Genomic DNA, 18,664 nt, shown 5'->3' on the forward strand with positions numbered 1-18,664 from the left:
CTAAATTTAACCAAAAATATTATTTTATGCCGTATAATACTAGTTGATCTGTGTGTCCAGGAGAAACAATTCATGGATTTTGCAATGTGGCATAACGTGAAAAGCAAAGTGGGCATTCTACTTGGCTTCACGCTGTTGGTCGGCTCGCTTGGCCAAGCTGCACCAACGAAGGCCGCCGAAAAGCTGTGTTTCAACCAGCCCGGCGTTGTTGAATGTATTGCTCCCGAGTTCCGCGATTACTGGGAAAAGAACGGTGGGCTGCCCGTTTTTGGCTATCCCCAAACCGCAGCCTATGAAGAAGCCACTCCTGAAGGTAAATTCTTGGTGCAATATTTCGAGCGCCAACGGCTTGAATATCACCCCGAGAAACCAGCTCCATTTACGATTTTGCTTGGCCGGATTAATGATGAAGTGCTGTTGCGCGAAAACCGCGTATGGCGCGATTTCCCCACCGCTCCCCAAGCGACGGGCTGCCAATTGTTCAGCGAAACTGGCCACAGCGTTTGTGGTGAGTTCTTGAAATATTGGAACTCGCAAGGTTTGGATTTGGGCGAAAATGGCATTACCTACGGCGAATCATTGGCCTTGTGGGGCTTGCCACTCTCTGATCCGCAAGAAGAAATTAACATCGATGGCGATAAAGTGTTGACCCAACACTTTGAGCGTGCTCGCATGGAATGGCACACCAAAGCTGGCAAGAACCAAATCTTGCTAACTCGCCTTGGCGTGACCTTGGTGCCAATGCAGCTCAAAATGTTGGCAATCAACGACTTCCACGGTCAAATTTCAACGGGCCGCAAGGTGAGCAACAAGGATGTTGGTGGCGCTGCCTACTTGAGCAGCTACATCAAACAAGCTCGTGCCAAAGCTCGCTACTCGTTGACCGTACAAGCTGGCGATATGGTCGGCGCAAGCCCACCAAGCTCAGCCTTGTTGCAAGATCAGCCAACCATGGAATTCCTCAATATGTTGGGAGTTAATGTTGGCACAATCGGCAACCACGAATTCGATGAAGGCTTCGATGAAATGATGCGCTTGATCGATGGTGGTTGTCACCCAACCGCTGGCTGCTGGGAGGGTGCAAACTATCCCTATGTTGTGGCCAACGTGATCGACAAACGCACCAACAAAACGATTTTACCAGCCTATCATGTGATGAACATCGATGGTGCACGCATCGGCTTTATCGGCGTAGTCCTAAAAAATACCCCTGAAATCGTGATTCCATCAGGCGTGACCAATCTTGAATTTATCGATGAAGTTACCGCAATTAACCAAGCAGTAACCGAATTGAACGGTCAAGGCGTACATGCAATCGTCGTTTTGGCCCACGAAGGTGGCACGCAAAACGCTACAACTGGCGCAATTTCAGGGCCGATTAGCACCATTGCTAATGGAATCAACGATGATGTCGATGTGATCGTTAGTGCTCACTCGCACACGGCGATTAGTGGCGAAGTCGATGGCAAGTTGATCACCCAAGCGCTTTCGTATAGCACCGCATTTGCCGATATCGATTTGACGATCGACCGCGCTAAACGCGATATTGTCGCCAAAAAAGCAACAATCGTTACGACCTTCCACGAAGGTATGACCCCTGATGCTGATGTTGCGGCAATGGTCAAGAAATACGAAGACCAAGTAGCACCGCAAGTCAATCGCAAGGTTGGTACTTCAGCCATCGCAATCACCAACACTGCTAACGATGCAGGCGAATCGGCCTTAGGTAACTTAATTGCCGATGCTCAACGCAACACCATGAGCACCCAATTTGCCTTTATGAACCCAGGTGGCATTCGCGCACCACTCGATGCTGGCGAAATTACCTGGGGCGAGTTGTATTCAATCCAGCCATTCAGCAACGATTTGGTCAAGATGACGGTAACTGGGGCTGATATCTACACCTTGCTCAACCAACAATGGCAAACCCAAAGCGATGGGACAGTTCGCGCTCGCATCCTGCAAATTTCAGGCTTGAGCTACACCTGGACTGATGCCAACGCGGTTGGTCAAAAAGTGCTTGAAGTCCGTGATGGCAGTGGCCAACTTTTGGATAAAGCTGCCAGCTACACCATCACCGTCAATAGCTTCTTGGCGGATGGTGGCGATGGCTTTGTTGTGCTCAAGCAAGGCAAGAATCGCGAAGTTGGCCCAACCGACCTCGATGGCTTAGTGCGCTACATCGAAAAATTGGCTCAGCCAATCAGCGCCAACATCGAAAACCGCATCGTCAAACAATAATTACACGATAACACACGATCACCAATGCAGCAGGTTTGGCCTGCTGCATTGTGTTTTAGGGCAACCAGCGTGGCCAAATCGCATCATCAGCAAATTGGCTGGCATTGGGGGCAGCAGGGTTTTGTTGCCAAATTGAATAGCGCGATTGCTGTGGGTCAAGTCTACTCCAAACCAATTGCTGACTATCTGGCGACCACTGGGGATCAAAATTATCGTATTGCGGATCGTTGGTAAGTTGAATCGGTTGAATGGAATTATTGAGCTTTAATAGCCAAACTTCGCCTAATTCAGCGCCCAACGGGCGGCGAATATAGGCTAATTGCTGACCATCAGGAGCCAGCCGTGGATAGTACACATCGGCATCAGGGCTTTCGAGCACAACATTTAATTGCTTGGTCGCCAGATCATAACGCACCAAACGACCAAAACGTCCTGTTTCTGGCTCAGTGAGTTGGGCAATAATTAAGGCCTGGCTATCAGGCTGCCATGTAAATGTGCCGGTCAGGGTTAATTCACGGGTTACCCCAGTAACATCTTGTAACACTAATTGAGGCCGATCAGCCAATTCATAGATCAACCAATTCCCATCAGGCGACCATTGTTGATTCAAAGCGGGCGTTTGATCGGCATCCAAGCTTTGGGGCTGGCGCAAGTTGGCGCTGATTTGCCAGATGCTGGGCGGCGCAGGCTCGTCATCAATCAAGGCCAATGGCGAACGCAAATAAAGCAGTTGATCATTGGTAGGATGACAGGTGGCTTGGCTCAACACCGCCTCAGGATCATCAACCAAAATTTGGGTTTGTAAATCGGCTAAATTACTTGCGACCAAACGCTTGGTTGTGCTGGTCGCCGTTGTATAGACCAAACGACCTTGGTTGAAGCAAGCAGGGCCATTGACTGCCGCGCCAATTGTGCGAAATCCGGCAACACCACTGATGATCAAATGGGCAGATGTTAATGGTTGTTGCACATAACTCAAACGCCAACCTTGTGAGCCAAAAGTTGGCACAGCAGTTGGCACAGCGGTGGGTTGCACTGAGCCACAACCGATTAAACTCGCGATCATTCCAAGAAATACGATCCAACGCATGGGGCAACATTCCTCTTAAATAGCCAGAATCCGTCAGGCTAGCCACTTCGCAGCAGCAGGCCTGACGGATTATCGCACAACAATCAATCTTTATTTAAAGCGAATGTGTAAATGATTATCGTGATTGGGATAGGAAGTGGTCAAACCTTCGCTAATCAACACCGGATCATTGAAGTAGATCACAGTAATTTGGTTAGGTGCAGCAGCACGAATGGCTTTGACCAAATTACGGGTAGCAGCGCGATCGTAGGTGCTCGATTGCCAAGTAATTCGACTACCAGTGCATTGCTTGCCATCGGTGCGAATTGGCCAAAGATCAACATCAAGGCCAGTTTCGTGCGAGGCATGGCCAGGAATATCGCCGCCATGCTCAAAACTAATATCGCCAAGCGGCACTTTACCCTTGCCATAACCAACAAAATCACTAGCGGCTGCTTCAATTTGGGCCACAGTTGAGGCAACACCCCAGTTGGCGTTGCCGTTGCTATCGGGGTCTTGATCGCAGATATTGGCACTGAAATCGGTATATTCATAATGCCAAATTAAGTTCTTCCAAGTGGTTGGGCCAACTACACCATCGGCACTGAGGCCAGCATGGCTCTGAAAACTCTTGACAGCGATCTCAGTACCAGCCCCAAATGCACCATCGACGGTTAGGCCAGCGTTGCGTTTGGCATTCAACAAGGTTTGAATAGCCTTGACCGCGTTACCATTATCGCCGCGGCGCACAGTTACAATCAACTCGCCCCATGTATTTGGCCCAACAATCCCATCAGCCCCAAGGCCGCGACTTGATTGAAAACTCTTGACTGAGCTTTCTGTGCCTGAGCCAAACACACCATCGGCACTAATATTGAGCAAATATTGCATAGCTTTGACATCAGTGCCACGATTGCCTTTGCTAATGGTATGGAAAAATGCCGCTGAAAATGCCTGCGCCGAGCCAATTGAACCAAGTGTAATTCCAAAAATCAAGGTAAAACTAGCAATTCGCCAAACTAAAGCTTTCATCAAGCAACCTCACTACATCGCTAAGTTGTTCCAGCTGTTCAAGCCAACCACACCATCAACTGTTAGTTGGCGATTGGTTTGGAAGGCACGAACCAGCGTGTTTACGCCTGTGCCAAAGCTGCCATCAATTGTCGTTGGGTAATTTTGCACCGTCAGTTGATTTTGTAAGGCCTTGACTGCCTCGCCTGTATCGCCTGAGCGCAAGGTCATAATTAATTTTTCCCACGTTGCGGCCCCAACCACGCCATCTGAGGTTAGGCCATTGGCAGTTTGGAAACTCTTGACGGCAGTTTCGGTGCCTGGGCCAAAGGCTCCATCGGCGGTAATCGTCGCGCCGCGTGCCCGCAAAAGATATTGCATGGTTTTGGCGAGGCCAGTTGCGGGGGTGTTACGCCGCAAAATTGGCCACATACGACCAACTGCGCCACCACTAAGCGTGGTATCAACAGCAGTGCGTAACTGTGGCAGCAAACTATAGAGCGTATCGCCAGGGCAACTGGTGTTATCCAAATCGCGATGGCCGACAATAGCGTTGGCGGTTAGGCCATATTGCTGGCAAATATAGGCAATCAATGCCACCAGTTTATTCCACAAGGGCAGGCTAGGCGTAACATTCATATACAAGCCTTCGCATTCGATGCCAATATGGGTGTCATTATGGCCATCGACGTGTGCGCCTTGAACATGCTTCGTGCCACCCTGCAAAATGCTCAAGCTTTGATGGCGACCTTCCATAATCCAGCCACCACGGCTGATCGTAAATTGCTGGCCTGTATCGATCCAGCCGCGATTGAAGTGGCTTTGTTGGATTTGACGGGCTACTTGCCAAGCCTTATTGCGGGTAAAATCGTTGGTGTTAGGATTCGTCGTGTGATGCACGACAATGCCGATTGGCTTTTGATTGAGCACATTGATTGGCTCTTTGGCAGCGGCAGCACCCCAAGCAGTAGTTGAATCAATCGCGGGTGTTGCAACAGCGGCATGGGCAGGCCGCAAGAGGCGTAATTCAGTGCCACCAACCACCACGCTCATTGCCACGCCCAACGATAGTTTGCCAAATGTACGGCGCGAAAGTTTCTTCATTGCGGATATTTCCTTTGTTCAAAAAACAAGCCCCACGTTGGAAACGTGAGGCTTGTAGGCAAAAGCGATTATGGGCGGGGCCAAGCGCAGTGGATGTGAGTGCTATGGCCAGAATCGCCAGGCCCAAGCACTTCGGTCGCGCCGAGGTTGGCGCATTTGTTGCGGAATGATTGTTGGTTGGGGTGTGAGGAGCTAACGTGTGAGCCGTTGATCACATTGACATCGACGGCAACGCCAGCATAGTGACGTGAGTTGGCGCTGTGGGAGCCACCAGCGATTTCGCTGACCGAATAGCTCCACGATTGTGAGAGGGTGATCATCCCATTCAATAATGAGGTGCTGAGGTAAACCGAACCACCTGGGGCATTGCCGTAGCTGCTCCGGCGAGCAGCGCCACCATTAGCGGTGTCAACAATGTTTTGGCGAGCGGTTGCGCTATCGGAAACGCCTGAGGTGTGGATGGTGGCGAGGGCGATGCGGCTGCTATCGCGGATGGTGCGAGCCAAATCGGCGCGGCTGGAGCCACCACCACTTGGATTGCCAGTCAAAGCAGCCCAAGTATCGGCACCAACGATGCCATCGGCTCCCAAACCTTTGCTCGATTGAAAGCTCTTGACTGCTGACAACGTGCCTGCGCCAAAATCGCCATCAACCGTCAACGAATGGCCATGCTTTTTCAATTGGCGTTGCAAGGCATTGACGACAATGTTGTTATCGCCTTGGCGCACGGTGATAACCAATTGCTCCCACGTGTTGGGGCCAACCACGCCATCAGCGCTCAAGCCTTTGCTCGATTGGAAACTTTTGACTGCTGACAACGTGCCTGAACCAAAATCGCCATCGACCGTCAAGCTATAGCCGCGTTGCTTCAACATGGCTTGCACGGTATAGACGTTATCGCCAGAATCACCGTTGCTGACGGTTGCCCAAGTGCGGGCTGCAACACCCTGCGCCGCAGGGCCAAAACTTGCCAACATGACCAAAGCCATGGTTAGGCCGCTGAACCAAAATGCCCACCGCTTGTGCATAATTGCTATCCTTCCTTGTGAATGCCACTAAAAAAGATCGGGAATGGGATTGTTTCAAGCTTGATTGTCGAAAAGCGCGATTCGTAGGTATACTATATGCAACCCTTCTTAAAAAATTCTAAAAATATTGTTATGTTTCTAAAAAATATCTTAAAGCTCTACCAGTGATCCACTAGGAGGTTCCATGACGCAACAGCCTACAATCTTAGTGATTCAACCAGATCGAGCCTTGCAAGCCTTAATTGTGCGGGTCTTGAAAACCGCTAGTTTTCAGGTATTACGCAGCGATAGTATTCAGGAAGCCTTGCTCCTCGTTGAGCAAGAGGCGCTTGATTTGGTGGTCATCGATCAGTGGATTCCCGACCAAGATGCGCTGGAGTTTTGTCGTAATTTACGCGAGCATTCAAATTTGCCGTTGCTGATGGTAGGAGCCAGCAGCGATGCTTATATGCGAGGCATCGCGCTCGATCAAGGGATTGATGATTATGTGATTACGCCGTTTCACGAAAGCGAATTTTTGGCCCGCGTTCGAGCCTTGTTGCGACGCAGCCAACAAGCGACTCAGCAACAACAGCCGCAGTATACCGAATGTGGCGCGTTGCTGATCAACTGGCAAGACCAGCAAGTACGCAAATATGGCGAATTAGTCCATCTTACCAAAACTGAATGGGCCTTGCTCAAATTATTTATTCAATATCATGGCCAAGTTTTGACTCATCGCATGCTATTACAACAGGTTTGGGGCAAAAGCTATAGCGAAGATCGGGCCTATCTGCATGCCTATATTCGGCGTTTACGCGCCAAACTCGAAGACGACCCAACCAATCCACAGTTAATTCACTCAGAATCGGGAATTGGCTATCGTTTTATGCGAATTGAAGCGCCTACTCAAGCGCCACAAGCCAACCCAACGAGCCTTGCCCATTTGCGCCTGCCCTACCCGATCGCCGCGCTGATTGGCCGCCAGCATGAATTAACCGCCTTACAAGAACTACTGAGCAAATCCGAAGCCCGATTAATCACGATCACAGGGATGGGTGGCTCAGGCAAAACCAGCATGGCCAGCTATATTGCCCAGCAATTGCATCAAACGCAACATATGCCAGTGGTATTTGTGGCGCTCGACACCATCAACGATCCCAATATGGTAGCGGCAACCTTGGCTCGCGCTGCTGGCTTACGCGACCATGGCGATGATCAGTCGCTCGAACGCTTGCAAGATTGGATTAGCAATCAAACTATGCTCTTAATTCTGGATAATTTTGAGCAGGTGTTGGGTGCAGCGCCGCAAGTCAGCCAGTTGCTCCAGCATTGCCCAAATTTGAAAATTGTGGTTACCAGTCGGATTGTTTTGGGGGTGTATGGTGAATACGAGTTTGTCCTGCCCCCGCTCGGCTTGCCCGACCTGCAACAAAGTCCACCGCTTGAGCAAATTGCCGCCAGTCCGGCGATTCAACTCTTTGTGCAGCGGGCGCAAGCGGTGGATAGCCAATTTCGCTTGACTGCTGAAAATGCTGCTAACGTGGCCGAAATTTGTGTGCGGCTTGATGGACTGGCCTTGGCAATTGAGCTGGCAGCAGTTCATAGCAAATTTTATCCGCCCAAGGTGATGTTGCAACGACTCAACCAGCGGCTCGATTTTCTCTATCATAACAGCCCGGATCGAACACAGCGCCAACATTCGCTGCGCGGAGCAATCGATTGGAGCTACGAACTGCTTGGCAGCTATGAACAAACGATTTTTCAAGGGCTTGGCTTATTTGCCGGCAGTTTCACCCGTGAGGCGGCCCAAGCTTTGTGGCCCAACGACGAACCAAGCCGGATCGAACGAGTTTTACAGCATTTGGTCAATGCTAGTTTGTTACAACGCGAAACCAGCAGCGACGGCCTGAGTTGGTTCGCCATGCTCGATACCATTCGCGAATATAGCTTGAGTAAATTGCCAAAAGGTGAGGCCCATTGGCTCCAACAACAATTACTTGATTATTATGTTGAGTTAATGCAACAAGCCGAACAAGCCTTTTTGGTCAGCAACCATACTGGCTGGATCAAACGGCTCGAACGTGAATTACCAACGATTCGTAGCATTCTCGCATGGGGCATTCAGCAAGAATATAGCTTGGCAGTCTGGCAATTATGTGCGAGTTTTTGGCGCTTTTGGCACGAGCAAGGCCAAATCAGCGAAGGTCGCGAATGGCTAGCTAAAATTCAACACTTACAACCAAACACAATCCCCTTGGCAATTCGCGATAAAGTGCGGCTTGGGGCTGGCGTTTTGGCCTTTATCCAAGATGATTATGCGGCGGCCAATCAAGCGTTTGGCGAAGTGTTGGTCGAGCCACGCGCCGAACATCAACCCAAAGCAATTGCCCATGCACTAACCAATATTGGCATGGTCGCCTATTGGCAAGGGCGTTATGGCGAGGCAATTCAGGCCTTGGAAGAAAGCTTGCCTTTATTAAAAATGCTTGATGATCGCTATGGAATGGCCAGCAGTTTGCGCCATTTGGGCATGAGTCAGTTGGTGCAACATGGCTCACGCAGCGCCTTGGCGTTATTGGCCGAAAGTTTAAGCTTCTATCAAGAGCTTGGCAGCAAAAGTGGCATTGGCACGGCGATGGGGTTTTATGGCCGGGCTTTATTAATTTATGGCGATGATCACGAAGCTCAGCAATGGCTCGAACAAAGCATCGCCATGCTTGAGCCATTGGGCAATTGGCCTGCCATGGCTCGCAGCCAAACCTTTTTAGGGCGAGTAGCCTTAGCCCAACGGCGTTATGCTGATGCCCAACAGTTGCTCAGCCAAAGTTTAGCCACGCTCTATCGAGTTGGCGATCGCGAAGGCGTAGCCGCTTCAATCGAGGGTTTAGCCGTTTGGAGCGCACTCAACCAGCAAGCTGAGCGAGCACAAGCGCTTTGGAGTGGCGCAGATTGGCTACGTGAATTAATTGGCGCACCAATTCCACCTGCCGACTATCAGGCGCTACGCCGCATGTTGCCCCAAGCTTTCAGTTTTATGCAACAAGCCCAAACGCCCAAATCGCTGCGGCACTTGGTTGGCTGTGCCTTAGCTAGTGATTGTAGCTCGTTGGGCTGCGATGAGCATGAGCAATAACATAACGCACTCTAACGATACTGGTACAATACACCATTGTGCACAACAACCTAGCAGACACGAATCCGCCGAATCTCCAAACGATAAGGAATACCCATGACCCGTCAACTACCGCGACAGCTTGAAGCCTATCGCGATTTATTGAATGAAATTGACCTAAACCAACTGCTTGAAAGTATCAATCAGCCTTTGCCTAGCGGTTTGCGCACCAATCCGCTCAAGGCAAATGCGAATGCCCCCCAAGCGTGGCAACAACACTATAGCTGGCAACTTGAGCAAGTGCCATTTTGCCAAACAGGTTGGCAATTGCGCAACGAGGTTGGCAATTTAAGTCGCACCGTCGAGCATCAAATGGGCCATTACTACATCCAAGATGCCGCATCAATGCTGCCCGTTGAGCTTTTTGAATTGCAACCTGAGGCCGAACCCAGCGTGCTGGATTTGACCGCCGCGCCTGGAGGCAAAACCACCCACATCATCTCGCAGCTTGAAGATCGTGGGCTGGTAGTTGCCAACGACAGCAATTTACAACGGATCGCTGGACTCAAAGGCAATATTCAACGCTGGGGCAGCACCTCGACGGTCATCACCAACCAACCAGGTGAGCGCATGGGCCGTTGGTTGCCCGAACAATTCGATTATGTCTTGTTGGATGCGCCGTGTAGTGGTGAAGCACTGCGCACCAGCGAACGCCACACCAGCCGGCTCGTTTCGAGCCACGAACGCAATACCTTACAACAACGCCAAATTAAGTTGCTTGAAAGTGCCTTGCAAGCAGCGCGACCGAGTGGCCATGTGGTTTACTCGACTTGTAGCCTTGCGCCAGAAGAAGATGAAGCTGTGCTTGATGCGCTACTCAAGCGCTACCCAGAGCAAATTCAAATTATGTCAATTCCAGCCAACGTGCCAATTGAAGCACCTGGTTTATTGGCGGCAGGCTCACAGAATTATGACCCAAGCATTGCCAATGCCTTGCGTTTATGGCCACATCTTTATAACACTGCTGGCTTTTTCGCTGCACTGATCGTCAAGCACGACCAAATTGCTACGCCCAGCCTAGAGCGCCCGCAACAAACTCTAGCCAAAGCTGGCTACAAAGCGATCACAAATGAAGAACAGCGCCAAATTCTGGATACATTGCACGATGTTTATGGCTTTGATTTGAGCAAAATCTTAGCAACCAAAGGCCTAAGTTTATGGCGCAACGGCAAAACAATTCAGGCGATTCCTGAGCGCTGGCTAAGCAATTTCGCGCAATTTCCATTTGTGAGTGCTGGCATTCAGGTTGGCAAACTATCGCGCCATGGTTTTCAGCCAGCCCATGATTTGGCCTCGCGTTACGCCGAGCAATTCAGCCAACAACAGCTCACGATTAACGATCAGCAGCTTGACGATTGGCTAGCACGCCGCGATTTAGCCATTAAAACCAGTCAATATCCGAATGGCAGCATCGTGGTAGTGCGCGATCAACAACAACGTTACCTTGGTTTAGGCCAAATCGACGGCAACAGCTTGGAAAATCTACTGCCGCATTGGCAATAACCAGAGGGTTCAGGGGTTAGTGGCTAGGGTTCAGAAGGGCTGAAACCACGAAGAACACGAAGAGCGCTAAGTTTGGTTAATATGGTTTTTTGGAATTAAGCATATGCCAAGCAGCCAAACAACTCACCATTCGTGCCCTTCGTGTCCTTCGTGGTTAAATCTCCTCTATCCTTCGCCTCTGCGGTAAAATCTAACTTCTGGCAACTAACGTTCCAGTCCCTGACCCCTGACAACTAGCCCCCAACCCTTCTAGTTAAATCGTTTCCAATGGCCCTCGGAAATCACCTCAACCCGACCATCGACAACCTGAATCGCCGTTTGATCATCGATCGCATAGGCTGGCTCGGCAATACTAGCAGCCCATGGTTCAGCGTGAGCCAGCGTGTTATACGGCAGATCTGGGTGATCAAGATGCGGAAATATCGAAAAATCGACCATGCCCAACGTGCGATCGCCGCCTGTTGGTGGTTGCCAACCGACAAAGTACTCGCCAATGCGTGGCGTTAGCACCATGCTTCCAGCACTCAAGCCTACATAGACCAGATTGCTCAGGCTAGGCAAAAGCTCCGCCAACCCCGATTGCTGCATCCAATAACCGAGATAGAGCGGGTCACCACCGCCAACCAACAGCACATCACATTGCTGGACGACTGGAACCCAGCGTGATCGATCAATACTGGGCAGCGCCGTCAATTCCAAGACCCCCAAAGATTTCCAGCCTAACTCACACATTGGTGTTCGTGGTTCATTGCCGCTGATAAAGCGCCAAGCACTGTCGCTGCCATTTGAATTGGCATAACTAGCAGTGGGAATGCAAAGGGCATGACATTGATCAATCGGTTTAGCGAGCAGTTTCACCAGCGCTGTATGAATATTTGGATTGGTAATTCCAGCCGAGGTCAGCAGATACTTCATCAAGCGTACTCCTAGCAAATTTCATCGATGAGTTTTACATCAAAATAGCTCACATGTTCGATTATATAAACCCTGTCAAGCTCAAGTGAACATGGCTAGCTATTGATCCACAAAGAACACAAAGCCCACGAAGGCTGAAATGCCTCGACATTTATTTGACAAACAACGATCAGCCGTCTACAATTAGCGCCTTGTTGATACTTGATATCAATAATCAGATAGAAAGGTTTGGCAATGCGGCGTTTAACTCAGCTTTTCGGGCTGATTCTGATGATACAAATACTGGTAGCGTGTGGTACATCCAGCGAAACACCTGATGCAACGACTTCAACGAGCAATTCAAATGGTGAATTACGGATCGGAACAGGCATCAATTTGCCAACCAGCCTTGATGTAGCCCAAGGATCAAATGGCTACAATATGCTAACCTACGGCGCTGGCGAAACCTTAATGCGTTTTACACCCAGCAATCAACTTGAACCATGGTTAGCTGAAAGCGTTACCGCGCTTGATTCAAGCACATGGCAAATCAAATTGCGCCAAGGCATTCGCTTTCACGATGGCAGCGAACTCAAGGCCAGCGATGTGCTTAATTCATTCAATAGCAGTTGGCAAAACCTCAGTGGCGCTAAAAATTTCATTCCTGCGGATACCAAAGCCAGCGTAGTTGATGATTACACTCTGACGTTAACCACCAGCCAAGCTGAGGGCAGCATTCCCTATAGCCTGGCCAACTGGAATTTCGTGATCCATAAGCCTGCGGTTAATGGCATCTCGATTTTGACGGGTATGTATCATCCAATCAGTCTTGAAAAAGATCAAGAGTTGGTGCTCGAACGCTTTGCCAATTATTGGGATGGTCAGGCAGGGCTGCAAAAAATCAGCGTCAAGAAAATTCCTGATGCTAATGCCCGTGCATTGGCGTTACAAAGCGGCGATTTAGATCTCCTGACCAACGTCTCGCCTGATGTTGCCCGTGGTTTACCCGCCGATATCGAGCTTCAAAGTGTGGCTGGCACTCGTATGCATTATGTTATGTTAGATAGTGCCCATCCACCATTTGATGATCGACTGGTGCGCCAAGCCATGGCCCTCGCGATTGATCGTCAAGCCTTGTTGCAAGCGACGCTTGATGGGCAAGGCGCAGTTGCCACCAATCTTTATCCAGCAACGGTCGGAATTGAACTAGTTGAGGCTCAAATTTTTGACCCAGCCCAAGCGGCGAGTTTGCTTGATCAAGCGGGTTGGGTCGTGGGTAGCGATGGTATGCGTAGCAAAAATGGTCAGCCGCTGGCCTTTACATTGCATAGCTACCCTGGCCGCGCCGAATTAACCTTGATGGCAATTGCAATTCAGGCCCAACTCCAAACTCTGGGCATCAAAGTCGAAGTAAACGAAGTTGCTGATATTGGCGAAGTGCTGGAAAAAGGCAATTTCCAAGCCAGCATGTATTCGATTGGCGCCTCAGGCGACCCCCAATATACGGTTGGCATCACCTTGGTTGAAGGTGCGGCCTACAATTATGCTGGCTACAACAATCCAGCAATTGAAAGTGCCTTTGCCGAACTTCGTGCCGAGCAAGACCCAAGCAAACGTATTGCGATTGCCAAACGCATCCAAACCGAAGTCAAAAACGATCCAACCAATCTTTATTTGGCCAGTCCACCGCTGATCAGCGCCTATCGCAAGGGCAGCATCAGCGGCTATGTGCCCAATCCCAACGATGTTTATTTGATCACCAAGGAATTGAAACTCAATCAATGAGCATGCTATTGCAGCAATTTGTGGGGCGCTTGTTCAGCGGGCTAGTGGTCTTGTGGATGGTCAGCATGTTGGCATTTTTGATCATCCATATGGCCCCAGGTGATCCAGCGCGGATGTTGTTGAGCGCCAGCGGCCTTGATGCACCACCAGCCGAAGCTGTGGCAGAAAAACGGCGTGAGCTAGGGCTTGATCGTCCGCTGCTCAGCCAATATGCCAGTTGGCTCGGCGCGGTGGTACAAGGCGATTTTGGAGTTAGCTATCGTTCGGGCAAGCCAGTTTGGCTGATGTATCGCGAACGTTTGCCCGCCACCTTACTGATGGCGGGCTTGGCGCTCACGGTTTCGCTGAGCATTGCCATTCCCTTGGGATTAATCAGTGCCATCAAGCGCCATAGTTTGTTGGATCATGCGGCGCAATTTTTGGCCGTGATTGGTGCGGCAATTCCTGGCTTTTGGATTGCGCTGGTATTGATTTTGGTGTTTGCGGCCAAATTGCGTTGGTTGCCAGCCCTAGGCAGCGCCACATTTAAAGGCATGGTGCTGCCAGCAATCGTTTTAGCCTTGCCGAATATAGCGCTAACCTCACGTTTGGTACGCGCAACCACCCTAGACGTGCTGAATCAACAGTATATCGTCACGGCTAGGGCTAAAGGGCGCTCTGAATATGGTTTGCTCTTTGGGCATGCCCTTCCTAACGTTGCAGCTAGCTTAATCACCCCAATCAGCCTAGAATTGGCCTTTTTGCTAACTGGCACGGTAATTATTGAAACAGTATTTGCCTATCCTGGGGTTGGGCGGATGGCGGTCGAGGCAGCCTTGGTCGGCGATATGCCAGTTTTGGGCTTGGCAGTCTTGATCGCAGGGGGAATTTATGTTATCGCTAACTGGTGCGCTGACCTCGGCATGGCAGCGCTTGACCCACGGCTCCGTCAAAACACCGCCAATTAAGCAGGCGGAGCAACGCAGCAAACCACAACTGAGCCGTATCGGCAAATTAGCCGCTAGCGGGTTGTTGTTTATGTTGATGGCGGTGATCGTTGGCCCATGGCTCTGGCAGGTTGATCCGATCGCGCAGAATATTGGGCAACGCTTAGCCCCACCATCATTGAGCCATCCCTTTGGCAGCGATCAATTTGGGCGTGATATGCTCGCCCGAATCTTGGTTGGCGGGCGTTGGTCGTTGTTTGGGGCAGGCTTCGTTTGCCTTGGCACAAGCTGTTTAGGCTTGGTATTGGGGTCATGTTGCGCTTTGGGGCCGCGCTGGCTCGATTATCTACTGAGCCGAATTACCGAAACCTTCCAAGCCATTCCACCAGTGTTACTGGCCCTCGCTTTGAGCGCAATTCTCTCGCGGTCGTTTAGCAATTTATTGTTGGCGCTGATTCTGACCAACTGGACGTGGTATGCCCGAATGTATCGCGCCTTGATTCTCAAAGAATTAGCAATGCCCTACATCGAAGGTGCGCAAGCAATTGGCGTAAAACCACCAGCGATTTTGCTGCGTCATGTGCTGCCCAACCTGTTTGGGTCGATGGTCGTGATTGCCACAACCAATTTTGGCAGTGTGATTTTGAATCTTTCGGCCTTATCGTTTATTGGCTTTGGCCTCAACCCACCAACCCCTGAATGGGGCAATTTAATCAATGAATCACGGGCATTTTTTCAACGCGAACCACGGCTGATGATCATTCCAGGCCTGTGCATTGCCACAACCGTGCTATGGCTCAACTTGCTTGGCAATGCCCTGCGCGATCATTTGGATCGCTATCAAGGGGTCAGGGATTAGGGGCCAGCGCTTAGGAGTCATGATCATTGGATTCGGTAACTTAAAACTGACACCTGGCCCCTGAATCCTGACCCCTCACCTCTTCGTGTGCCTTGTATCCTTGCTAGATCAAACCTAACGTTCATCCCTCGCGCGAATTTTTTGATAGACCTGAATTGCACTTTGGGTCACGGCAGCGGTGCTTTGACCAGGAAAGGTACTATCCCCTACCAACCACAAGCCATTAATGCGTGCCGCTTGTGGCCCCAAACTAAGCAAGCCCGAAATCGAACGCCATTGCGGCAAGCCACCAACCATACCGCGTTTGCGCTGAGTATAGCGGGCAAACGAAACCGGCGTACCGATTTGTTGATAGCGAATATGTTGGCGAATTGCGGGCAGCGCCAACGCCACGGTATCAAGCATGCGCTCCGCCATCGCTATTTTTTCAGCACGATAGCGAGCTGGATCAGTTTGCCGCCAATGCCACCAGCGCCCAACATCAGTATGGGTTGAAACGGTCATTGCTCGTTGGCCAGCGGGCGCACGCGAACCATCATCAGCAGGATGCAACGAAATAAACACACTATTGGCCTCGCCAAGAGCTTGATCGTAGTTGGCAATAATTTGATGATGCTCAGCCAAACCTTGGGGAATTGCGGCTTCGTCGATGCCCAAATAGAGCGTTGCCGCGCCCCAACCTTGCGGCACAGCCTTGATCGTTCGACGGAGCATCCAACTTGGTGGCTGATCGATTAGCTCAGCCAAATCCCAAACCGTCGTGTTAGCAATAACCTGCTTTGCGCGAAAACGCTCGCCCTGCACAGTGGTTAGCCCAACCACTTGCCCTCGATCGGTCTGAATTTGACTTACTTTTTGGCGATAGCGAATCTCGCCGCCAGCCTTGAGCAAGGCTTGTTCGAGGGTTTTGGCTAAATTCCATGCGCCACCCTCAACATAATAGGTACCAATTCGCGCCAAATCGAGCGCCACTGCTCCGTAGAGCCAAGCACATTCGGCATGGCTACTTTGGGCACTAATCAACAATTGACCATCAATAAATGTGCGAATTCGTCGATCATCCACCTTATGTCGATTGAGTGCATGCTTAACCGTGCGCGGCAGGGCTGGCAATAAACCAAGCATCTCAGGCCGAATTGTGGTTAGCAACTGACCAAGATCAGCCAATGATTCGGGCGGCATCGCCGGCATGCGACCAGCAAAGCGCCAAGCTACCTCGGCCAAATGCTCTTGTTCAAGCCAAAATTGCTCAGCTTCCCATGCTTGGCTGGGGCACAACCGCTGGCGCTCGGCGATCCAGCGCGCATCACCCCAACGGGTCACCCGCAGATCGGGCAACCAAACTTGCATCGCTGGATTGAGCGGGCGAATTGGCCAGGTTAAGCCTAATTTTTGCCCAAGCCAATAATGCGCACCGCCAGGCCGAAAGCCTGCAAAAACGGTTGCACCAACATCAAAAATATAGTGTTCGCCATTGGGGCGTTTACGTTGATAGGAAGAAGCACAGCCACCAGGCTCGATATGCGCCTCTAGCACTAAAACTCGGTAGCCATCGTTGGCTAAGAGGGCGGCAGCAGACAAGCCCGCGATGCCTGCGCCAATCACAATCAGATCATATTCCATCGCCAATTCCCCACTTAGGATCAAACAGGCTATGCTACGTGGGGAACCAGCGCTTGGTTTAATAAATGTCCCAAATCGCTTCGCCGCGCAAAATTCGTACAATATAATCAGGGAAAGTTTTAATTGAAACCGGTTTTGCTACAAAGCCATCAAAGCCAGCTGCCCGCATCCGTTCAACATCTTCACGGCTGCTATACGCCGACATGGCTACAATTTTGGTGCGCTTAAAATCGGGCAACACGTGTAACTTTTGCAGCACCATATAACCATTCTCTCGCGGGATGCGAATATCCAGTAAAATTAAGTCGAGCATGCCAAGGGAGGGATTTTGTTGAACTTGCGGCGAACTCAACCAATTGAAAAAGGCCTCGCCCGAGGCACGAGCGTTACAATAGGCCACATGAACCCGTTCACGCAGCAGCAACAGTGCCAAATCCATGCTATCTGCATTATCTTCAATGACCATAACTTTGGCCTGAGCTGGAGCGACGATGGTTGGTTTGGGCCGAAAAGCAGCGCCTACCATGTGAGAACCTCCGAATGGATTGGTTATTTGTCGCATGGCATCATCAACGCAGCTAGCATAAATCACAGGTGATGCCATATCCCCCCAAAGTGGAATCTTTCACACTACTATCTACTCCCTTGGGGTTAAATTTGCCTCAAAATCAGCAATAAATCAAGAGCCTAGGGTAAAATGGGGACTTTTAGGCTAGGTCGATCGATAGAGAATGGGTATGGATTACAACAAGGTGTGGCCGAAGCAATGCCTAGATCGCAACGCAACTAATGGTTGGTGCGTAGCAAAACCGCCCTTGCAAGCCACACCCAACGGTTACTAGGAGGATTGGATGCACGATACTATGACGAGCACAACACTCTATGCTGCCTGCTTTGAACAAGATTCATTGGCCCAGCACGAGGCCTATACCACACTTTGGAATATGCTCTATCGTGTGGCTTATGCCATGCTCCACGAGTACCCCGATGGCGACGCAATTACTACTGATTGCACCCAAAAAGCCTTGATCAAAATTCATCGCAACATCGAGCAATGCCAAAATCCAGCCACATTTCGCGAATGGTGCATGCAAATTGTGCGACGCACCGTGCTCGATGAATTACGCCGACCAGAACATCGCCGCCGCGCCAGCATGCCCGATGCTGAACATGGCCCATGGGTTGCCCCAATCGAAACCTTGCAACTTGATGATCTCCGCGCTATCTTAAACGAGGTGATCGAGGAAGGACCGCTCAGCGCCCGTTCGCGGCGAGTGGTGGTTGGGCGCTATTTTAGCGAACAAAATGATGATATTTTGGCTCAAACTGAAAGCGAATTGGCGCAAAAGCCCGTCTTGGCTTCGCATATTCAAGTAACTCGCGCCAAAAATTTGGCAGCCTTACGCCGCGACCCAGCATTAATCGCCCGTTTACGCGAATTTGTTGAAGAAGGATAGGTTGGGGCGC

The 18,664-nt window shown here is 50.6% G+C and carries 14 protein-coding genes; 7 read left to right on the forward strand and 7 right to left on the reverse strand.

Features of this window, described 5'->3' with window-relative positions:
- The first annotated feature begins 72 nt into the window (after positions 1-72).
- On the forward strand, positions 73-2,241 hold the full coding sequence (locus LCH85_01790; protein ID MCA0350704.1) for a bifunctional metallophosphatase/5'-nucleotidase: 2,169 nt from the start codon (positions 73-75) through the stop codon (positions 2,239-2,241).
- A 55-nt stretch (positions 2,242-2,296) separates the two neighbouring features.
- Here LCH85_01790 and LCH85_01795 read toward each other — a convergent pair whose 3' ends face one another.
- The 4 genes from LCH85_01795 to LCH85_01810 all read right to left on the reverse strand — a co-directional run bounded on the left by LCH85_01795 (position 2,297) and on the right by LCH85_01810 (position 6,453).
- Positions 2,297-3,331: a hypothetical protein gene (locus tag LCH85_01795; GenBank protein ID MCA0350705.1), complete on the reverse strand. Its 1,035-nt coding sequence runs from the start codon at positions 3,329-3,331 to the stop codon at positions 2,297-2,299.
- 90 nt (positions 3,332-3,421) lie between these two features.
- Positions 3,422-4,342: a penicillin-insensitive murein endopeptidase gene (locus LCH85_01800; GenBank protein MCA0350706.1), complete on the reverse strand. Its 921-nt coding sequence runs from the start codon at positions 4,340-4,342 to the stop codon at positions 3,422-3,424.
- Positions 4,343-4,354: 12 nt separating this feature from the next.
- Positions 4,355-5,425: an N-acetylmuramoyl-L-alanine amidase gene (locus LCH85_01805; GenBank protein MCA0350707.1), complete on the reverse strand. Its 1,071-nt coding sequence runs from the start codon at positions 5,423-5,425 to the stop codon at positions 4,355-4,357.
- A 68-nt stretch (positions 5,426-5,493) separates the two neighbouring features.
- The gene (locus tag LCH85_01810; protein ID MCA0350708.1) at positions 5,494-6,453 is read right to left on the reverse strand and encodes a peptidoglycan-binding protein; all 960 of its coding nucleotides are present in this window, start codon (positions 6,451-6,453) and stop codon (positions 5,494-5,496) included.
- Between the two features lie 184 nt (positions 6,454-6,637).
- Here LCH85_01810 and LCH85_01815 point away from each other — a divergent pair, with 184 nt between their 5' ends.
- Both LCH85_01815 and LCH85_01820 read left to right on the forward strand, forming a co-directional pair.
- Entirely contained in the window at positions 6,638-9,568 is a 2,931-nt protein-coding gene (locus LCH85_01815; GenBank protein ID MCA0350709.1) for a winged helix-turn-helix domain-containing protein, read from the forward strand.
- Positions 9,569-9,664: 96 nt separating this feature from the next.
- Positions 9,665-11,110 carry an RsmB/NOP family class I SAM-dependent RNA methyltransferase gene (locus LCH85_01820; GenBank protein MCA0350710.1) on the forward strand — a complete coding sequence of 482 codons (1,446 nt, stop codon included), beginning with the start codon at positions 9,665-9,667 and terminating at the stop codon, positions 11,108-11,110.
- A gap of 249 nt (positions 11,111-11,359) precedes the next feature.
- Here the strand turns inward: LCH85_01820 and LCH85_01825 are convergent, their stop codons facing one another.
- The gene (locus LCH85_01825) at positions 11,360-12,025 is read right to left on the reverse strand and encodes a Type 1 glutamine amidotransferase-like domain-containing protein (protein MCA0350711.1); all 666 of its coding nucleotides are present in this window, start codon (positions 12,023-12,025) and stop codon (positions 11,360-11,362) included.
- A gap of 234 nt (positions 12,026-12,259) precedes the next feature.
- Here LCH85_01825 and LCH85_01830 point away from each other — a divergent pair, with 234 nt between their 5' ends.
- The 3 genes from LCH85_01830 to LCH85_01840 are packed head-to-tail and all read left to right on the forward strand — an operon-like array spanning position 12,260 to position 15,574.
- Positions 12,260-13,789, forward strand: a complete 1,530-nt coding sequence (locus LCH85_01830; protein MCA0350712.1) for an ABC transporter substrate-binding protein — start codon at positions 12,260-12,262, stop codon at positions 13,787-13,789.
- Positions 13,786-14,736, forward strand: a complete 951-nt coding sequence (locus tag LCH85_01835) for an ABC transporter permease (GenBank protein MCA0350713.1) — start codon at positions 13,786-13,788, stop codon at positions 14,734-14,736. The genes LCH85_01830 and LCH85_01835 overlap by 4 nt, the downstream gene beginning before the upstream one ends.
- Complete coding sequence (locus tag LCH85_01840; protein MCA0350714.1) at positions 14,660-15,574, forward strand: ABC transporter permease; 915 nt, start codon at positions 14,660-14,662, stop codon at positions 15,572-15,574. Before LCH85_01835 ends, LCH85_01840 begins: the two co-directional genes overlap by 77 nt.
- A 114-nt stretch (positions 15,575-15,688) precedes the next feature.
- Here the strand turns inward: LCH85_01840 and LCH85_01845 are convergent, their stop codons facing one another.
- Together LCH85_01845 and LCH85_01850 are read right to left on the reverse strand one after the other, a co-directional pair.
- Entirely contained in the window at positions 15,689-17,197 is a 1,509-nt protein-coding gene (locus LCH85_01845; GenBank protein ID MCA0350715.1) for an NAD(P)/FAD-dependent oxidoreductase, read from the reverse strand.
- Positions 17,198-17,255: 58 nt separating this feature from the next.
- Positions 17,256-17,723 (reverse strand): response regulator, encoded by a 468-nt coding sequence (locus LCH85_01850; GenBank protein ID MCA0350716.1) that lies wholly within the window; start codon positions 17,721-17,723, stop codon positions 17,256-17,258.
- Between the two features lie 325 nt (positions 17,724-18,048).
- On the opposite strand from LCH85_01850, the gene LCH85_01855 reads away from it, so the two are divergent.
- Positions 18,049-18,654, forward strand: coding sequence for a sigma-70 family RNA polymerase sigma factor (locus LCH85_01855; protein MCA0350717.1), 606 nt, complete (start codon positions 18,049-18,051; stop codon positions 18,652-18,654).
- Positions 18,655-18,664: the final 10 nt, after the last annotated feature.

It is taken from the genome of Chloroflexota bacterium, assembly GCA_020161265.1.
Lineage (GTDB): Bacteria > Chloroflexota > Chloroflexia > Chloroflexales > Herpetosiphonaceae > Herpetosiphon.

What these genes read in the sequence shown, in the direction of transcription:
- LCH85_01790 (MCA0350704.1), top strand. Translation starts at nt 73, where the DNA reads ATGGATTTTGCAATGTGGCATAACGTGAAAAGCAAAGTGGGCATTCTA.
- LCH85_01795 (MCA0350705.1), bottom strand. Translation starts at nt 3,331, where the DNA reads ATGCGTTGGATCGTATTTCTTGGAATGATCGCGAGTTTAATCGGTTGT.
- LCH85_01800 (MCA0350706.1), bottom strand. Translation starts at nt 4,342, where the DNA reads ATGAAAGCTTTAGTTTGGCGAATTGCTAGTTTTACCTTGATTTTTGGA.
- LCH85_01805 (MCA0350707.1), bottom strand. Translation starts at nt 5,425, where the DNA reads ATGAAGAAACTTTCGCGCCGTACATTTGGCAAACTATCGTTGGGCGTG.
- LCH85_01810 (MCA0350708.1), bottom strand. Translation starts at nt 6,453, where the DNA reads ATGCACAAGCGGTGGGCATTTTGGTTCAGCGGCCTAACCATGGCTTTG.
- LCH85_01815 (MCA0350709.1), top strand. Translation starts at nt 6,638, where the DNA reads ATGACGCAACAGCCTACAATCTTAGTGATTCAACCAGATCGAGCCTTG.
- LCH85_01820 (MCA0350710.1), top strand. Translation starts at nt 9,665, where the DNA reads ATGACCCGTCAACTACCGCGACAGCTTGAAGCCTATCGCGATTTATTG.
- LCH85_01825 (MCA0350711.1), bottom strand. Translation starts at nt 12,025, where the DNA reads ATGAAGTATCTGCTGACCTCGGCTGGAATTACCAATCCAAATATTCAT.
- LCH85_01830 (MCA0350712.1), top strand. Translation starts at nt 12,260, where the DNA reads ATGCGGCGTTTAACTCAGCTTTTCGGGCTGATTCTGATGATACAAATA.
- LCH85_01835 (MCA0350713.1), top strand. Translation starts at nt 13,786, where the DNA reads ATGAGCATGCTATTGCAGCAATTTGTGGGGCGCTTGTTCAGCGGGCTA.
- LCH85_01840 (MCA0350714.1), top strand. Translation starts at nt 14,660, where the DNA reads ATGTTATCGCTAACTGGTGCGCTGACCTCGGCATGGCAGCGCTTGACC.
- LCH85_01845 (MCA0350715.1), bottom strand. Translation starts at nt 17,197, where the DNA reads ATGGAATATGATCTGATTGTGATTGGCGCAGGCATCGCGGGCTTGTCT.
- LCH85_01850 (MCA0350716.1), bottom strand. Translation starts at nt 17,723, where the DNA reads ATGGTAGGCGCTGCTTTTCGGCCCAAACCAACCATCGTCGCTCCAGCT.
- LCH85_01855 (MCA0350717.1), top strand. Translation starts at nt 18,049, where the DNA reads ATGCACGATACTATGACGAGCACAACACTCTATGCTGCCTGCTTTGAA.